At 34.7% G+C, this 15,822-nt stretch carries 15 protein-coding genes and 1 pseudogene; 11 read left to right on the top strand and 5 right to left on the bottom strand.

Going from position 1 to position 15,822, the window contains the following annotated elements:
• The first annotated feature begins 9 nt into the window (after positions 1–9).
• The 3 genes from greA (at position 10) to AACH21_RS05225 (ending at position 2,507) form a co-directional block, all read left to right on the top strand.
• On the top strand, positions 10–504 hold the full coding sequence (gene greA, locus AACH21_RS05235; RefSeq protein WP_077190318.1) for a transcription elongation factor GreA: 495 nt from the start codon (positions 10–12) through the stop codon (positions 502–504).
• A 6-nt stretch (positions 505–510) separates the two neighbouring features.
• Positions 511–1,155 (top strand): 3,4-dihydroxy-2-butanone-4-phosphate synthase, encoded by a 645-nt coding sequence (ribB, locus tag AACH21_RS05230; protein WP_007549343.1) that lies wholly within the window; start codon positions 511–513, stop codon positions 1,153–1,155.
• Between the two features lie 71 nt (positions 1,156–1,226).
• Positions 1,227–2,507, top strand: a complete 1,281-nt coding sequence (locus tag AACH21_RS05225; RefSeq protein ID WP_338482383.1) for a M48 family metalloprotease — start codon at positions 1,227–1,229, stop codon at positions 2,505–2,507.
• Positions 2,508–2,535: 28 nt separating this feature from the next.
• Here the strand turns inward: AACH21_RS05225 and AACH21_RS05220 are convergent, their stop codons facing one another.
• Together AACH21_RS05220 and fabG are read right to left on the bottom strand one after the other, a co-directional pair.
• Positions 2,536–2,871 (bottom strand): TrbC/VirB2 family protein, encoded by a 336-nt coding sequence (locus tag AACH21_RS05220; protein ID WP_236514837.1) that lies wholly within the window; start codon positions 2,869–2,871, stop codon positions 2,536–2,538.
• A gap of 94 nt (positions 2,872–2,965) precedes the next feature.
• A complete protein-coding gene (gene fabG / locus AACH21_RS05215; protein WP_077188170.1) occupies positions 2,966–3,700 on the bottom strand; it encodes a 3-oxoacyl-[acyl-carrier-protein] reductase in 735 nt (244 codons plus the stop codon).
• Positions 3,701–3,966: 266 nt separating this feature from the next.
• On the opposite strand from fabG, the gene AACH21_RS05210 reads away from it, so the two are divergent.
• The 5 genes from AACH21_RS05210 to AACH21_RS07160 all read left to right on the top strand — a co-directional run bounded on the left by AACH21_RS05210 (position 3,967) and on the right by AACH21_RS07160 (position 6,680).
• Positions 3,967–5,487 (top strand): HlyD family type I secretion periplasmic adaptor subunit, encoded by a 1,521-nt coding sequence (locus AACH21_RS05210; protein ID WP_338482381.1) that lies wholly within the window; start codon positions 3,967–3,969, stop codon positions 5,485–5,487.
• Between the two features lie 142 nt (positions 5,488–5,629).
• The gene (locus AACH21_RS05205; protein ID WP_038198869.1) at positions 5,630–5,914 is read left to right on the top strand and encodes a transposase; all 285 of its coding nucleotides are present in this window, start codon (positions 5,630–5,632) and stop codon (positions 5,912–5,914) included.
• 21 nt (positions 5,915–5,935) lie between these two features.
• The gene (locus AACH21_RS07165; RefSeq protein WP_095866567.1) at positions 5,936–6,277 is read left to right on the top strand and encodes an IS3 family transposase; all 342 of its coding nucleotides are present in this window, start codon (positions 5,936–5,938) and stop codon (positions 6,275–6,277) included.
• 114 nt (positions 6,278–6,391) lie between these two features.
• Entirely contained in the window at positions 6,392–6,526 is a 135-nt protein-coding gene (locus tag AACH21_RS05200) for a hypothetical protein (protein ID WP_338482380.1), read from the top strand.
• Complete coding sequence (locus tag AACH21_RS07160; protein WP_081600772.1) at positions 6,516–6,680, top strand: IS3 family transposase; 165 nt, start codon at positions 6,516–6,518, stop codon at positions 6,678–6,680. The genes AACH21_RS05200 and AACH21_RS07160 overlap by 11 nt, the downstream gene beginning before the upstream one ends.
• Positions 6,681–7,027: 347 nt before the next feature.
• Here the strand turns inward: AACH21_RS07160 and AACH21_RS05195 are convergent, their stop codons facing one another.
• Entirely contained in the window at positions 7,028–9,502 is a 2,475-nt protein-coding gene (locus AACH21_RS05195; protein WP_338482379.1) for an ankyrin repeat domain-containing protein, read from the bottom strand.
• 67 nt (positions 9,503–9,569) lie between these two features.
• On the bottom strand, positions 9,570–11,297 hold the full coding sequence (locus AACH21_RS05190; RefSeq protein WP_338482378.1) for an ankyrin repeat domain-containing protein: 1,728 nt from the start codon (positions 11,295–11,297) through the stop codon (positions 9,570–9,572).
• Positions 11,298–11,806: 509 nt separating this feature from the next.
• On the opposite strand from AACH21_RS05190, the gene AACH21_RS05185 reads away from it, so the two are divergent.
• The 3 genes and pseudogenes from AACH21_RS05185 to AACH21_RS05175 all read left to right on the top strand — a co-directional run bounded on the left by AACH21_RS05185 (position 11,807) and on the right by AACH21_RS05175 (position 14,030).
• Positions 11,807–12,757 carry an IS481 family transposase gene (locus AACH21_RS05185; protein WP_338482200.1) on the top strand — a complete coding sequence of 317 codons (951 nt, stop codon included), beginning with the start codon at positions 11,807–11,809 and terminating at the stop codon, positions 12,755–12,757.
• Positions 12,748–12,918 (top strand): annotated as a pseudogene (locus AACH21_RS05180) (recombinase family protein); the annotation flags it as partial. The gene AACH21_RS05185 and the pseudogene AACH21_RS05180, both read left to right, overlap by 10 nt.
• Positions 12,919–12,983: 65 nt before the next feature.
• On the top strand, positions 12,984–14,030 hold the full coding sequence (locus AACH21_RS05175) for a hypothetical protein (RefSeq protein WP_338482377.1): 1,047 nt from the start codon (positions 12,984–12,986) through the stop codon (positions 14,028–14,030).
• Positions 14,031–14,094: 64 nt separating this feature from the next.
• Here the strand turns inward: AACH21_RS05175 and AACH21_RS05170 are convergent, their stop codons facing one another.
• The gene (locus tag AACH21_RS05170) at positions 14,095–15,762 is read right to left on the bottom strand and encodes a hypothetical protein (protein ID WP_338482376.1); all 1,668 of its coding nucleotides are present in this window, start codon (positions 15,760–15,762) and stop codon (positions 14,095–14,097) included.
• Positions 15,763–15,822 lie beyond the last annotated feature (60 nt).

Raw genomic sequence — 15,822 nt, 5'->3', positions numbered from 1 at the left:
GTGGTGATTATGGCTTCATCCATTATTAATAAATTTCCTATAACGAGTGAAGGTTTTGAGAATATGCAAGCCGAACTTGAAAAATTAAAGGAAGAAAAACCTTCTGTGATACAGGCTATTTCTGATGCTCGTGATCAAGGTGATTTGTCTGAAAACGCAGAGTATCATGCAGCACGGGAAAGGTTAGGTTTTATTGAAGGCCGTATAATGGAGATAGAAAGTAAGCTCTCACATGCGGAAGTAATAGAAGTAAAAAATTTGTCTGGTGATTCAGTAATGTTTGGTGCAACTGTGACATTAAGCATGTTAAGTGATAATAACGGTGAAGTGGAATATGTTTATAAGGTTGTAGGCGAATATGAAGCTGATGTTTCAAAGCAGTTAATATCTACTAGTTCACCACTTGGGAGTGCCTTAATCGGCAAAAAAGTCGGTGAATATGTGGAAGTGACAGTGCCAAATGGAGAGAAATTGTATAAAATAGTTAAGATTGAATTTAAGTAAATTATTATGGTACAGGCCACTTATGCTTCAATGAGTCTACCAGGTATTTCTTCTGTGGAAGATGTATTAGAGGATGCTCGTTCCGGTAAATTATTCATTTTAGTTGATGATGAAAATAGAGAAAATGAAGGCGATTTGATTGTCTTAGCTGAGAAAATAAAGCCGGAACATATGGCTTTTATGGTTAGGTACGGTACAGGGGTTGTTTGCTTAGCAATGACTAAATTTCACATGAAAAGGTTGGGCCTTAATTTCATGGAAAAGAAAAATATTGGTGAAAATCATACCGCATTTACTACATCAATTGATGCACGTTATGGCATTACAACCGGTGTTTCAGCAGAGGATAGAACGAAAACTATACATGCTGCTATCAACAAGGATGGTACTCAGGATGACATCATAACTCCAGGTCATGTTTTTCCTGTAATTGCACATAAAGGTGGGGTGGCACAACGTGCTGGTCATACTGAAGCGAGTGTTGAAATGGCGAAGTTAGTAGGGTTTGATCATTCAGCAGTTATTTGTGAATTAGTGAATGATGATGGCTCTATGATGCGCTTACCTCAGTTACTTAAATTTGCTGAACAACATAAAATTAAGTTAACTACCATCGACAAACTTATCAGTTACGTTAAAAATTTAAACTAGCGTTTATAAATTTGTATAATTTAAGTGTTAAAATATAGAATTTCTATAAATTATACAAGCACAGAATTTTCATGTTTAGAGTTGCTAAGTTTTTGACCTTATTGTTCTTTTTTGCATATTATAATAATGCTTACTCTATTAACATTATTAGAGATAGTGAAGTGGAAGCAATAGTGAAAGAGCTAGCGCAACCTTTATTTTCTGCTGCGGATATTGATCATGAGCAAATAAAAGTTTTTATAATTAATGACAATTCGATTAATGCTTTTGTAATTAACAATAACAGTATTTTCATTCATTTAGGACTTTTACAATATTCGGCTAAACCTTATGTCCTGCTTGGTATATTAGCACATGAGATTGCTCACATATCTGCTGGTCATATATTGCAAATGAGTAGTGCTATGGGTTATTTTCAATCGATAGCAATGATTAGTTATATGGTAGGATTAGTTTCTAGTATTATCATTAACCCTCAGGTTGCTGGTGCAATTTTGCTTAGTGGTGTAGCGTTTAGTTCAAGGCTATTTTTTAACTATTCTCAAGAGCAAGAAAGTGTAGCAGATAGCTATGCTTTAAGGTATCTTGATGAATCTGGCTATGATAATTCAGGTATGAAAGAGATTTTTGATTATTTTAAAAGTATTGAGCATGAGAACACCGAGGAATATTTCCGCACTCACCCACTTAGTGAGAAACGTATGTTTGCTGTACAAAATTATAAGGTTAAAAACAACGTAAAACCAATTTTTGCGGATAAGTTACTAAAGTTTGAGCGTGTGGTTGCCAAGCTAGACTCTTTCTTTGCTCCTATTCATGTGTTATCTAATAAATATGAAAATAATTCTGAGTATGTAAATGCTATAGTTTGCTATAGGCAAGGAAAGATAGAAGAGGCTATTGCTAAAGTTAATTCATTGATTCAAGAGTCACGCAATGACCCATACCTATATGAATTAAAAGCAGAAATGCTATACAAGGCCGGAAATTTAAGTGAAGCAATAAAAATGTATGAGGAATCGCTTAGGTATTTATCTGAGAAAAACAGTTATTTAGTGAAACTTGCATTATCTCATACTTTATTATTACACGGTGATGCAAAAAAGGCGATTTTTTACCTGGAGCAGATTTTGAATATAGAACCAAATAACGCTTTTGTCTGGAAGTATTTAAGCATTGCATATAAATGTGAAGCTGATACGGCAATGCATTATTTTGCCTTGACAAAAAAGGCTTGTATTGAAGGTGATTTAAAGCAATTTACAAAATATGCTGAGCTAGCTGTTAAAACTTTACCAAAAGATAGCCCTTATTTGTTGCAAGTTGAAGATATGAAGCGATTTAATGGATAACAAAAAAGCATTTCTGTACTTTTATGGGTTATTTCTTTCCACACTTTTCCAACATAGCTTTTGCTTCATCGCTTACATTGGGCATAACTTTTATTATAATCGTCTTAGCGCCAAAAAATACAGCACAAAACACGCCTAGAGCAAAGAGGGCTGGCCACGGCATCCTGCCAAATATTGCAAGCAAAGCTGCACCAATTATTACTACCGTCATAAGTGGACCGCCTATCCCCCAAACATAACCAATAATATTACATATTACTTGTGTTGTATCATCCATATCAGGACCAGTGATAGCTGCGTAACCTGAGAAAGAGAAAAGCAATACTACACACAAGACACCAAAAAATCCTATTATAGAGCTCATTTTTTTGCCTCTAAGTAATAAATTAACGTAAACCTAAACCTACACATTTTTTATTTTAAAGTAAAAATTATAATTTGTCCATACATAAGTGTTGCTACATAAATAACCCACCATTAATATTGAGCACATGCCCTGTTATATATTTTGCTTCATCACTTGCTAAAAACAAGACCCCTGCTGCTATTTCTTCCCCTGTTCCCATTCTTTTCATTGGAATATTATCTAATATTTTTCCCTTTTGTCCTTCATTTAAAACTTCAGTCATTTTAGTATCTATAAACCCAGGAGCAATACAATTTACTGTTATATTACGACTTGCAACTTCTTTTGCTATAGATTTGCTCATGGCTATTATTCCAGCTTTAGACGCTGCATAATTTGCTTGCCCGGCGTTTCCTGTTAGCCCTATTATTGAGGAAATATTTATAATTCTTCCCCAATTATTCTTAATTAGTTTCCTGCATGCTTCTCTACTCAGCTTAAATATAGAGCTCAAGTTAATATCAATTACTTTTTGCCATGCTTCATCTGTCATTCTCAATAATAAACTGTCTTGCGTAATGCCCGCGTTGCATACAAGCCCGTCAAAGCCTTCCATCAACTCACTTGCTCTGTTTACTAGTTGATTTACTTCCTCAGCATTTGATAAATCACAAGGGAGTACGTGCATATTTTTTTCATATTGTTTAGCAACTTCTTCGAGCACTTCTTTTTTTGTGCCAGAAATACATAAAGTTGCTCCGGCTTTGTGCATAATTTTTACAATTGCTTGCCCTATTCCGCCTGATGCGCCAGTAATCAGGAACTTTCTGCTTTCCAATTTAAGCATAATAACTTTATATTACCTTAATTCCTAACAGAATATTGACTAGTTGGCAATAGATTTCTTACATAATATAAGTAACTCAGATATTCACAAAGTAAAGAAAAAGTTATAATAAAGTTAAACGTCAAAAAATTTTAAAAACATAGTTGATGCAGGAATTGTTACTAAATAGTTTATTCTGGTGCTCTACAGTCTAAATGGAATGCTTAAATTATAGATTCTTTGTTTTTGTGTGTTATCTTGAGTTAACACAAATTCACAGTAGTATTATGATAAGTAAGTTAAAAAAGCTTAGCGCTGGATTTTCTTTGACAGGCTTGATTGGCAATGGTGATAATATAAATATGCAAGGAGCAAAAAATAAAAAGAAGAAGTACCCAAAATTTTTGGATAAGACGTTTACATTGATTGATGCAGTGATAAATTTTATTTTAAAACGCGAAAGTAATAACGTAAATGAAGTCCTGAAAGTAACATGGGGACCACTATTTTTTGGTCTGGTAGTAATACTCATCTTTTTTGGGATAGGTGGTATTTGGTCGGCTATAGCTCCAATTGACGGTGCGGTGCATGCAAGTGGAGAAGTTATTGTATCTTCAAATAGAAAAATAGTTCAACACTTGGGCGGAGGAATAATAAGCAAAATTTTAGTAAAAGAGGGTCAAGCAGTTAAAAAAGATGAGCCTCTAGTTTTGTTGAGTGATGTTAACGAGAAGGCGAATTTAAGTATCATCAAAGAGAAGCTCTTATCATTTTTAGCAACAGAAGCAAGGCTTCTTGCAATCAGAGTAGATTTGGACACGCTCGAGTTTCCTGATGAGGTTAAAAAATTATCTCACGATGAACTTGTAAATAAAGCGATAAAGAATCAAGTAAAGTTGTTCAACTCTCAGAGAAAGAGCATATTGGGAAAAACAGACATACTGCAACAACGTATAAAGCAGTTAAATGATGAATTAGCGGGGCTAAACTTTCAACTAAATGCAGCTCATAAGCAATATGACTTGATAACTGAGGAGTTGGAAACAAAAAGACAATTACTTGATAGTGGCCATATAAGCAAACCACACATTTTAGCTTTAGAAAAGCAGTTTGCTGAAATTGAAGGCAGAGTTGGACATTACCGTTCTGCAATATCTCAAGTGCAGCAAAAAATTGGAGAGAACGAATTAGAAATTATAAACGTGAGAAATGATTCTCAAGAAAGAGCAAACGCTGAACTTAAGGAAGTTAGTACGTCTATTGCAGACTTGAAAGAGAGACTGATGGTTGCTGAAGATTCATTAGCACGTACAATAATTAAATCGCCTCAAGATGGGATAGTCACAGATATAAGATACCATACTGAAGGTGGTGTTATACAATCTGGAGTTCCGATCATGAGCGTAGTGCCATCGGATGATGACCTAATAATAGATGCTAAAATTCAGACCAGAAACATAGAAGAGATACTGTCAGCACAAAAGAAAGATAGCAATATAGTCTCTATTGATGGGCTAGAAGGGCTAAAGGTTAAAGTTCGTTTAAGTGCTTACAGTGCACGTCGTTTAAGTTTAATTAATGGTATAGTAAGCAATATTTCTCCCGATGCCCTTGATGATCCAAGGCTAGGGCGTTATTATTCAGTACGTGTAGTGATACCAAAACCAGAGCTTGCTCAGTTTAAAAACGTATACCTATACCCTGGTATGCCAGCAGAAGTGTACATAGTTACTCAATCTCGTACTCTTTTATCATTCTTGTTTACGCCTATAATTGCAACAGTCGATAGGTCTTTTATAGAAAGGTAGCTCACTCGTTAAAGTAGTAGTGAAAGTGCCGTAATAAAATTTAGGTACATAATTAGACAATAGGCTTCTTGACCTTACCCAGAAAAAGTGGAGAGAAAGAAAGGAGTTTTTTCGGGTAAAATAAAATTTTGGAGGATTAGAAATGGCAAGAGAATATACGGCAGAATTCAAATTGGAAGCTGTTAAGCTGGCAAATGAACAAAGAAAGGTAGGTCAACCAGTTGCAAAAGTAGCAAGAGATCTAGGAATAAGGGATAGTGTATTAGGAAAATGGATGAAGAAATATAACGAAAAAAAGTCAGCGGCAAATGCATTTCCAGATGTAGCACCTTATGACAAAGAGAGATTTGATTTACAGAAAGAGTTAGCAAAAGTAACAAGAGAAAGAGACATTTTAAAAAAAGCCCTGGCCAGTCAAAAAGAGTAAAATATTTTTTCATAAAAGAGCATAGTAAACACTATAAAGTGCAGGAATTATGTAGGGTTTTCTGCTAGTGGCTACTATAAGTGGACTACAAGGAAAATAAGCAGTAGAGAATCAGCAAATAAAGAGTTATTAGCAGATATTCAAAAAATATATCAAGCTTCTAAATGTAGATATGGAGCTCCTAAAATTCATGCTGAATTAAAGGCTTTGGGTAAAAGTTGCAACTTAAAAACAGTGCAAAGTATTATGCAGAAAAATGGTATTCAGGCTATATTGAGAAGAAAATTTAAAATTAAGAAACAACAAACGGACAGTAGCTCCCAATATATTAGACCAAAACTTTATTGTCGATCAACCAAATAAAGTATGGGATTACTTATATAAAAACCAAAGAAGGATGGCTATATTTGGCAACAATAATCGATCTATATTCACGCATGGTAGTTAATGAGCAGTTCAATAAATAAACAATAGGTTATGGACTCTTTATTAATGGCCGTTAACAAGCGTAAACCTGCCAAAAATCTACTATTACATAGTGATCAAGGTTCACAATATACTTTGCAAGGTTATCAATATCTCTTATCCATAAAAAACATAGATGAGTCATAAAGGTTGTTGTTACGACAATTCTGTTGTGGAAAGCTTCTTCAGTTCTCTAAAAAGGGAGTTACCAATAGACACCTCTCGGCACTCTAAACAGCATATCAAAACTGCTATATTTGAATATATAGAAATTTTTTATAACAAACAACGTCACTATTAACTATTGCATTCCTGAGCATTTTGATTCATCATTCTCTTTGTGAAAAACATTCCAAACTTTCTCTCCACTTTTTCTGGGTAAGGTCAATACCTTTAAGCCCAACACCAAGCTCGAGAAAGTAGAAAGTGTGGAGCAGCCTATTCAGTCTTCTTTGAATCTAACATGAAAGGCTATGCTCAAAAAACTATAAGCGTCCAAGTAATTTTTTAAATAAGATAACTCCTTTAGAATATCTCTTAAGCTATTAACTTAACATCACCATAGGATTTAAAACATTCCCCAAAAAATGTTAAAGCTATTTTAGTAAAATACTCAAAACTTGACCCTAAGCAACTTTGAGTTCATGCTCATGGTGCTCTTGCTTTACCTTCCTGCATAATCGCTTTTGGAGGAAATATATTACTGGATGAAGAACTCACTATATCACCACACTTTAAACCTTTTACCGCTGCTTTGACTCCTTCTGAGACTTTTTTAGATAGACTAATTGTTTCAAAAGATTGACAAAGTTTTCCAGACCTTTCAAAATATCCCTGTTCAATAGCATCGTAGACCAAATATCCACCAAGCGAGCAATTCTCACCTAATTCTTCTTTACAATTTTTGAACTTTTCCAGTATTTCCTTTTTGTTACTAACTTCTACTATTATTTTATCTTGCTTGTCAGGGTACAAATTAACTTCTAATTCTCCTAAACTAGTAGAGAAAGTTAACACTATATTACTATTGTCTGCAAGATTAGTGTAATGCCTTATGCCATTTTCCGTTATAATTTCTACCTCACTTTTACCGATCTTTACTATATCTCTTCCGTATTGTACACCTTCCTGAGTGATACCTAAACCCCTTGCTCCATTTGTAATCTTTGCAACATCTACTTTACTATCCTGTGAATATTCAAGACAGAGAGTAGAGTTGTCGATTTTTACGTCTCTTACCTTACCACTTGTTGCGCTTTGAACGATTGTTATGAAATCTAAAGCACGATTCTCATAATCTGCATAAGCGTTTTTCATATTAGCTTTGTGGCTTTCAAACTCTTCCAGTTCGTCAATTACATATATACTGCTTATGTTGTACAAAATTGCCCCTTTTGATATCAATTGACATACTATACCACTAGCAACCTCTATATTCCTTGAACCTTCGGAACTCTTTCTTAATTCACTAATCTTTCTTATCACAAAATCTGTAAAACTATATTCCTTTTCATATACCTTTCCGTATATACTACCCTGGTTAGGAAAGTTCAGCCTTACCCCAAGTTCTATAGCTTCGTTTACAACGCGTTTTAACTCATCTATATCTTTGGATTTATTTACCCTACCCAAAAATATTTTCAACTTTTCCGACTGATCTAATATTAAATTATCCCATAGAGTTCTAAGCTTAGGCAAACGTTTTTTGTCCTTCCACTCTTCGTAATCAATCGCTCCTGCTTCTAGCAGCAACTTTTTTGCTTCTTTGAAATGAGTTTCATTACCATAACAAGCCTCCCTAATCTTTTGAAAAACTCGAGACTTTCCTTCGCAATCACGGAGATTGAGAATCTCTTTAAGACCTTCATTTCCTTTGTGCTGATTGAAAAACTTTCTTAGTCGATTAGTGTTAAAGCTATGACCGCAAACACCTTCTAAATCATTTTTTGCTTCCAATTGCTCCTGAGTTAAAAAGATCTGTTCTAAAAGATTCACTTCAAAAGGTTTTTTGTTAATAATTACAATGTCTAGAGGAGTTTTTCCTTGTCTGTCAGGTTGACTACGTGCTCCTTTTTTCAGAAGTAAAGGTATATTTAAAGTATTATAATAAGCAGCATAGTGCAAAGGTGTTTGCCCTTTACTGTTAACTATGTTAGGATCAGCACCAGATTTTAAAAGTAAAGTCATAACTGCACAACCTATGTCTTTTTCCACTGCTAAATACTCCATACTTTGTATTACATGTAGTATTGTCAATTTGGATTCTCCCCTTTGAAGATTGAGAACAGCTTTTAGATCATCACCTTTGTTATCGTGTAAAAAGTCCTCAAACCTTGTAATGTCACAAAATGGAAAGTCTGTAAGAAGATTTAACAGTGCCTTATTCAAATTTTTTTGGTTATCTTTTAAATCAGGTACGTTGAAAGACCAATCAGATATTAAATTTTTGAATTTTTCCCTTTTAATAATAGAGGTCAAAGAGCTGTTATCACTAAGCAGCAACGAGTATTTAATTGACTCATACTTATCATCTACCCGCCCCTCCTTCTGTTCTACCTTTACCTCCTTTAAATATTCTGTATCATCATCTTTAATGCGTTTAGCTAGATCCTTTAAAAATTCAATATCTCTGTTTTCCAGTAAAGGTAATGCCCCCTTCTTCATGAGAATCGAGACCATTTTTGTACTTCGTCCAGCTAAGTATAATGGAGTGCGCCGTTTTTCATCTAACGCATTAACATCAGCTCCATTGTTTATAAGATACTCTACTATTTTTATTTTTTGGCTCAAGACAGCATGATGTAGAGGAGTGCTTCCGTCATTATACTTCTTATTAACACTTGCTCCATTTTTTATTAGGATCTCTACCATTCTTGTGTTCCCTTGTGAGATAGCATAATATAATGGATCACGATTGTACGCATCAATTGTGTTAACATCAGCTCCTCCTTTTATAAGGGTTTCTACCATTTGTTTGTTGTTTTTTAAAGCAGCAAAACTTAATTGGCACAATGTACCTGGATCTACTTGCTTTAATCTCTCTTCTATTTTACTAACTACATTACTCTTACTGAAACCAACATCAGCGTTAGCAGAATTTAATACTTCCTGGAATTTATTCAATTCCAAACTCCACCTCGGTTAAAAATACTACACACCATTTTCACACGCATGACATAAAATGCAAGAACTAATATGACATGCAACATTCGTCCTTAGGCATTTGAGGTAAGCTTTGCCTATTCACTTCACATTCATTTAGCCTACTATTAGGCTTTAATACTGCATATGTAATGCCACCAGCAATGGCCCCAACAATCAATGCAGCAGTAGCTGATATTGATAAACTAAGATGAATAGCAATACATCCAATAGCTACACTTGTCAACATGGTCATTATGCCTACACAGAAACTGGTCTTTATTGCTCTATTAGTTATAGTTAGGTGTTTATTTTCTGTCACTTTTTGATACTGTATCACATTTTTATCGTCAGCCAGACTTCCCGAGGTTTTGGGACACTCCCTTACTCGAAGACTAAGATACTTAACTATATCTTTGTAACCATTGGAATCCGCCAAATCGGAAGGAGTCTCACCTCTAAAGTTTTTTACATCAATAGTAGCCTTTTCTTCCTCTACAAGATATTCAACTATATCGTAGCGATTCATTCTAGCAGATTCATGTAATGGAGTATCGCCATTTTTTTCGCTTACTACATTAACATCAGATCCCTTTTCTAACAGAGCTTTAACTATGCCTAAACAGCCCACCTCACAAGCAATATGCAAAGCAGTGGATCCTTCTTCGTTTCGTGCTTCAAAACTAGCTCCTTTGTCTAACAAAAATTGAACTACTTCCAAACGACTACATCCAGCAGCTTCATTTAAAGCAGTATCGCCTTCATAGTTTGTTGCATTAATATCAGTACCTTTGTCTAATAGAGCTTTAACGATTTCTAAGTAACCCTCTCGAGCAGCAATATGCAATACACATTTGAAACTATTCTTTCGTATGTCAGCATTATTCATTTGGCCCAATAGAGCTTTAACTATTTCTAAGTGGTCCTCGCTAGCAGCAATATGCAAAGCAGTACAGTCTTCGTTGTTTCGTGCCTCAACACTGGCTCCTTTTTCTGACAGAAATTGAACTACGTCTAAGTGACACATTTCAGCGGCAATATGCAAAGGAGTGTCATTATCATCGGTTGCTTGGTTAATATTGATTTTTTCTTCACTTATAAAGTACTCAACCACTTTTAATTTACCCATTTCAGTAGCAGAATGAAGAGCAGTGCATCCTTCTTCGTTTCGTGCCTCAACACTAGCCCCTTTTCCTAATAGAACTTGAACTACTTCTAAGTGGCCTGCTTTAGCAGCAATATGTAAGGCAGTGTCACCATTATCTTTTTGCGCATCAACATCAGCACCATTATCTAATAGAACTTGAATTACGTTTAAGTGACCCATCTGAACAGCGATATGCAGCGGAGTAGCTTCTTCATTGTTTATTACCTCAACAGTAGCTCCTTTTTTTAACAGGGTTCCAACGATTACGAAGTGGCCCCTGCCAGCAGCAAGATGCAAAGGCGTGTTACCATTGTTGTCTTTTATCTCAACACTAGCTCCTTTGTTTAATAGATCTTGAACTTTCTCTAAGGAACCATGAAAAGCAAAATTAAGTAAGTCAGTATGTATATTACTTTCGTGTACACAATGCTCATCTGTTTTTAAGTGACTATCGAGCGTAGCTAAATATGAATACGTAATATTTTGATTAACTTGATAAATTGGTATGGTCTGTGTTGCATAAAAACCTTGTTCTTTTGACCGCTTTTCTATTCCATCAACCATACTGTTCTCTTCTAAATCTGCTTGAATATTTATTGGACTAGATACTTCTTCCAATTGATTACCCACGACACTACCTTAACTTAAAAACTTATGTTTTAATTATTACACAATTATTATAATTAGCAATAGTTTTATATTTTTTTCAGAATTACAAATTTATTGTATTCAGATATAGGAAAATACCTTTTGTCTCTAAAAAACATTGCAACCAAGTATTACAAAGATTTCAATTATTTACTTCTTCAAAGATCCCAAAAAGATCGTATCTTTGTGAGAACAAGCTACGTAAAAGTAGGGTTATGAAAATAGGAACTTGCAATCTTTGCAACAAAGTCAGGGAAATTAGTTCGTATGTGGATTTAGCGAAAGTGAGCCAATGTAGATGGTTTTGGCATATAATAAAATTATAATATAAAAAAGTTCGCACAGATCATTTGGTAGTCCAACACATCCCAAGACAAACACTTCTCACGGTCCTTGGTTTTAGCTACTGGAAATAGTTGTTTTATTTAAGTTCTTAGATGTATGGTCCCAGAGAGTGATGGTATACTATCATCATCATTTAAGGAGTCATTATGGGACAGATATTACATGGGTGCGCCAAAACAACACAGACGATTCGTAGAGCAATACAAAATAGAAAAGAGAGCATAGCAAAACTCTCCAAGCATTATAACCTTAATCCAAAAACTATTATTAAGTGGAGAAAACGTTCATTTACGAAAGATGCTGATATGGGTCCAAAGCATCCAAGATCAACTGTTTTAACGCTAGAAGAGGAAGCTATAATAGTTACATTTCGCAAGTATACACTACTGCCACTAGATGATTGCCTTTACGCTCTGCAGTCTACAATTCCGCATTTGACTCGCTCTAGCTTGCATCGTTGTTTACAAAGACACAACATTAGCAGATTACCAACTGTTGATGGAGAAGTTAAGTCAAAAAAGAAATTCAAACAATATCCTATCGGTTACTTTCATATTGATATTGCTGAAGTTAGAACTGAGGAGGGCAAATTACATTTGTTTGTTGCTATTGATAGGACATCCAAATTTACCTATGTTGAGTTGTGTAACAGTGCTACAAAACCCATAGCTGCTGAGTTCTTACGTAATTTGATTAGAATTTTACCGTATAAAATCCATACTATTTTGACAGATAACGGTATACAATTTACAAACCAGAAGCGTCATAAGTATGCTTTCCAACATATATTTGATAGAGTTTGCGAAGAGAATGTTATTGAACATCGTTTGACAAAAGTTAGCCATCCTTGGACGAATGGGCAAGTCGAGCGTATGAATAAAACTTTAAAGGATGCTACAGTTAAGAAGTATTACTATCAATCGCACCAGCAACTTAAAGAACACCTTTATAACTTTGTTATGGCTTATAATTATGCAAAGAGACTCAAAACTCTTAAGGGTCTTACTCCTTATGAATTTATATGTTATCAGTGGACACAGTCTCCAGAATTATTTATACTAAATCCACACCATCACACTCTGGGACCATACATCTAAGACGTATACAACAAATTTTAAGGTTGAATTATTTAGCACCAAAAATTAAAGAAGATATAGTAAATGGGAGGCAGCCAAGAGATTTGAAATTAGTTGATTTGAGAGAAACACCAATACTTTGGAGTGAGCAATTGGAGAAGTTTTATGAGTTGGTATCTTAAAAATTACACAATTAATACTTTGCTAATACAAATTGGCTACACAAGAGGTAAAAGAGAAAGGTAATATGAGAATACTAAAAAAAGCTAATAAAGCAAATATAACCTATGAATTGGCAAGAGAAGAAGGTAAGTTAACAGGTAAAGATAAAGAAAAGCTTTTTGAGTTGTTAAAAAAAATAGGAAATGGTAAAAGTATCAGTAAAGAAATTAGTAAATCTGATTGTAATACACGAAAGTTCTTACTAGTAACAGTAACTGATACATATGGAGGTAGAATTGAAAGATTTACACCACTACATTATGCTAAATTTTGCAAGAATAAGCAAGCTGAGAATGATCTTTTAGAAGAAGCTAAAAAACATGAGCTTTCTGAGGAGGTTAATAATGAGAAAATAGTCTCACACTGCTTAGGGAGTCATGGAAAACTAATACATACATATAGTGCTGTTGAAGATGGTGTAGTAAGGGTAACAGATTTTAAGGATTGGAGTAATAAGAAAGTGATGAACCCAAGTGTAACAACTGCTACACTAGATATACCAAGTAATATCACATCATTGAAAAGTGACAAAGAAGGAAAAAACTCATTAATAGAAACTATTATGGAAGGATCAGTGACTTGTAATGTTTCAGAAGATATTGAAGAAGTTTCGGATAAGGATAAAGAAAATTTTTATGCAGAACAACAAGAAGAAACCACAGAAACTGGCATTCAGCCATGCAAGAAGATTAATAATGGTGAAGATTATGAAAGGAATGAAGAAAATCAAGGGAATTTCGCTAACTCAGAAAGAACGGTGGTAAAAGAGCTAAATGCTTTCAGAATCTTTTCTTCTAACCCTTGTGTTAACGATAAATCTTGCAAAATTGCAGATGAAGAATCATCAACAAAAAAGATGCAACAGAGAGCTATTCTGGCTGGTGTCGTTGGGGTAGCGCTACTGGTAAGTGGTATTGTATCACATATTATGAAAATGCATACTATAGCAGTAGTTGGAATGATTGCTGGATTGGCATGCATAAGTTTTGCGTTGTATAGTACCCTAGAACCGAGTACAAAGCTAGAAAAGGTAGAAGAGTTTTTCCAATCCAACGCAAGGGAACATTACTAAAAAACACAAACACCAGTGGTTTAGAAGAAGCTCTCCATTGACCCAAAACTTAACCCTTTCCAACTTAGGATATCTGAGCTTCTGAAGCCGTAGGATTAACACCATTTCTGATTTGATCAACTTCAATATTACTAAGCGCCGTACTTGCCTTATACAAACAATAACATCCTACCGCAAGAAAAGTTAACGCAGCCACGGTAAGCGAAATACATATTGCTAAATGAGACATTATTAAACCTGCACCAACGGAAGATACTCCAGATAATATAAAAGAAACAGAGGCACAGTTGCTTTGTTTTCTACTCTGAAATTCCACTGCTGAGGGTTTTTTATTTTTATCTTCACTAATTTTTTTATCCAATTCTTGCTGTAACGTTGTAATCTTAGCTAGTGTACTCTTTAGCTCTTCTCCAAGTTGATTTTTTTCCTCAGTAAGTTTAGTTACTTGATCCTTCAGTAGTGTATTTTGTGGGCTTAGCTCTTGAATTTGGCTCCCCAGCTCTCCATTTTTACTTTTAAGCTGAGAATTTTCTTCAGTAGGCTGAGTTACTTTATTGGAAATGTCAACATCATTTTGTAATTTTCGTTTTTCTTTTTTAGTTTCTTGTAGCAAATTATCCAATTGGTTAAGGTCATGTTTTAAAAATGAATTCTCCTCTTGTAATTTGTCAATTTTCTTTTTTAATCCATCAATTTCCTCAGATCCCTTGATAGGCTCAACTACTTTATCAACCTCGTTAGCCAAGCTAAGTTGTTGTGTTTGCCAATTTGATCTTTCTTCTTCTAACTTTTTATTCTTTTCTACAAGCTGAGCTTCCCTCTCTCGTAATTCTTTAACTTCGCGTTTGAGCTCCTCTTGTTCTTTTTCTCGCTTCTGAATTGAGCAACCCTTGAGTTTATTATCAGCCACAAGTTCTTTTTGATATTTCCACATCTCATTCACATCACGATTTAATTGAGCATTATCATCTTTCAATTGATTTAACTCTTGCTGAACAAAGTTATCTGCAGAACTTATACTTTTTTTTAAAGGAAATGTATCTACGCTACTTATCTCTTTACCACACCCTTCTTCAAGCTCGCTTTCTGAGCCATAACACGAATCTTTCTGACTATTTCCGTAAGACGAAAATCCTTTAGTTACACTTGTGTAGTCGTTCTCTTTCTTTAATAAGCTAACTTTCTTTTCTTCCGAAGAAGCTTGTTCATCGGTGACTTTTCTTTGAAAAATTTGCGTGTTTTTCTTACTATCCTCCAATTCCGTTTTTTTGTCCCCCTTCTGCAATTTTAACATTTTGGTAAGGTAACAATAAAAATAGTAGATTGCACTCTTGACATCATCCAAACCAGCCGGACTATTTTCAACTTTAGAGTAAATAGCAGAAAGATCTGCATCTGGAGACTCGACGTATTTTTTTAAACCTTTTTCCAGATCTTCATAGTATGTACCAAATCGAACATCACTTATCAAAGCTTGTGCGGATCCTTTGAATTTTGTTTGAAGTGTTTGTATTGTGAAATTATTGCTAAGTAAATCAAATGTCAAATACGTCGCTAAACCTTTAGCAATTGTACAACATTTACCATACTGTAAAGTACGACCTTTACACAGCAGATCACCCTTCTTCCCTACTTCTTTTTTGATTTCATTTTTAAATGAGTCAAGTCCTCTCTGCTCACCAAGCTGGGAAGGAGAAGACTTAACAACACGATATCTACTAGCGGATTTCATACATACCCCATCAAAATAACTAATTAGACACAACCACTCAGGCCACCAAGCACGAAAACC

It is taken from the genome of Wolbachia endosymbiont (group A) of Ophion costatus, from assembly GCF_963969245.1.
Classification (GTDB): Bacteria; Pseudomonadota; Alphaproteobacteria; order Rickettsiales; family Anaplasmataceae; genus Wolbachia; species Wolbachia pipientis.
This window is presented reverse-complemented; position numbering and strand designations above follow the sequence as displayed.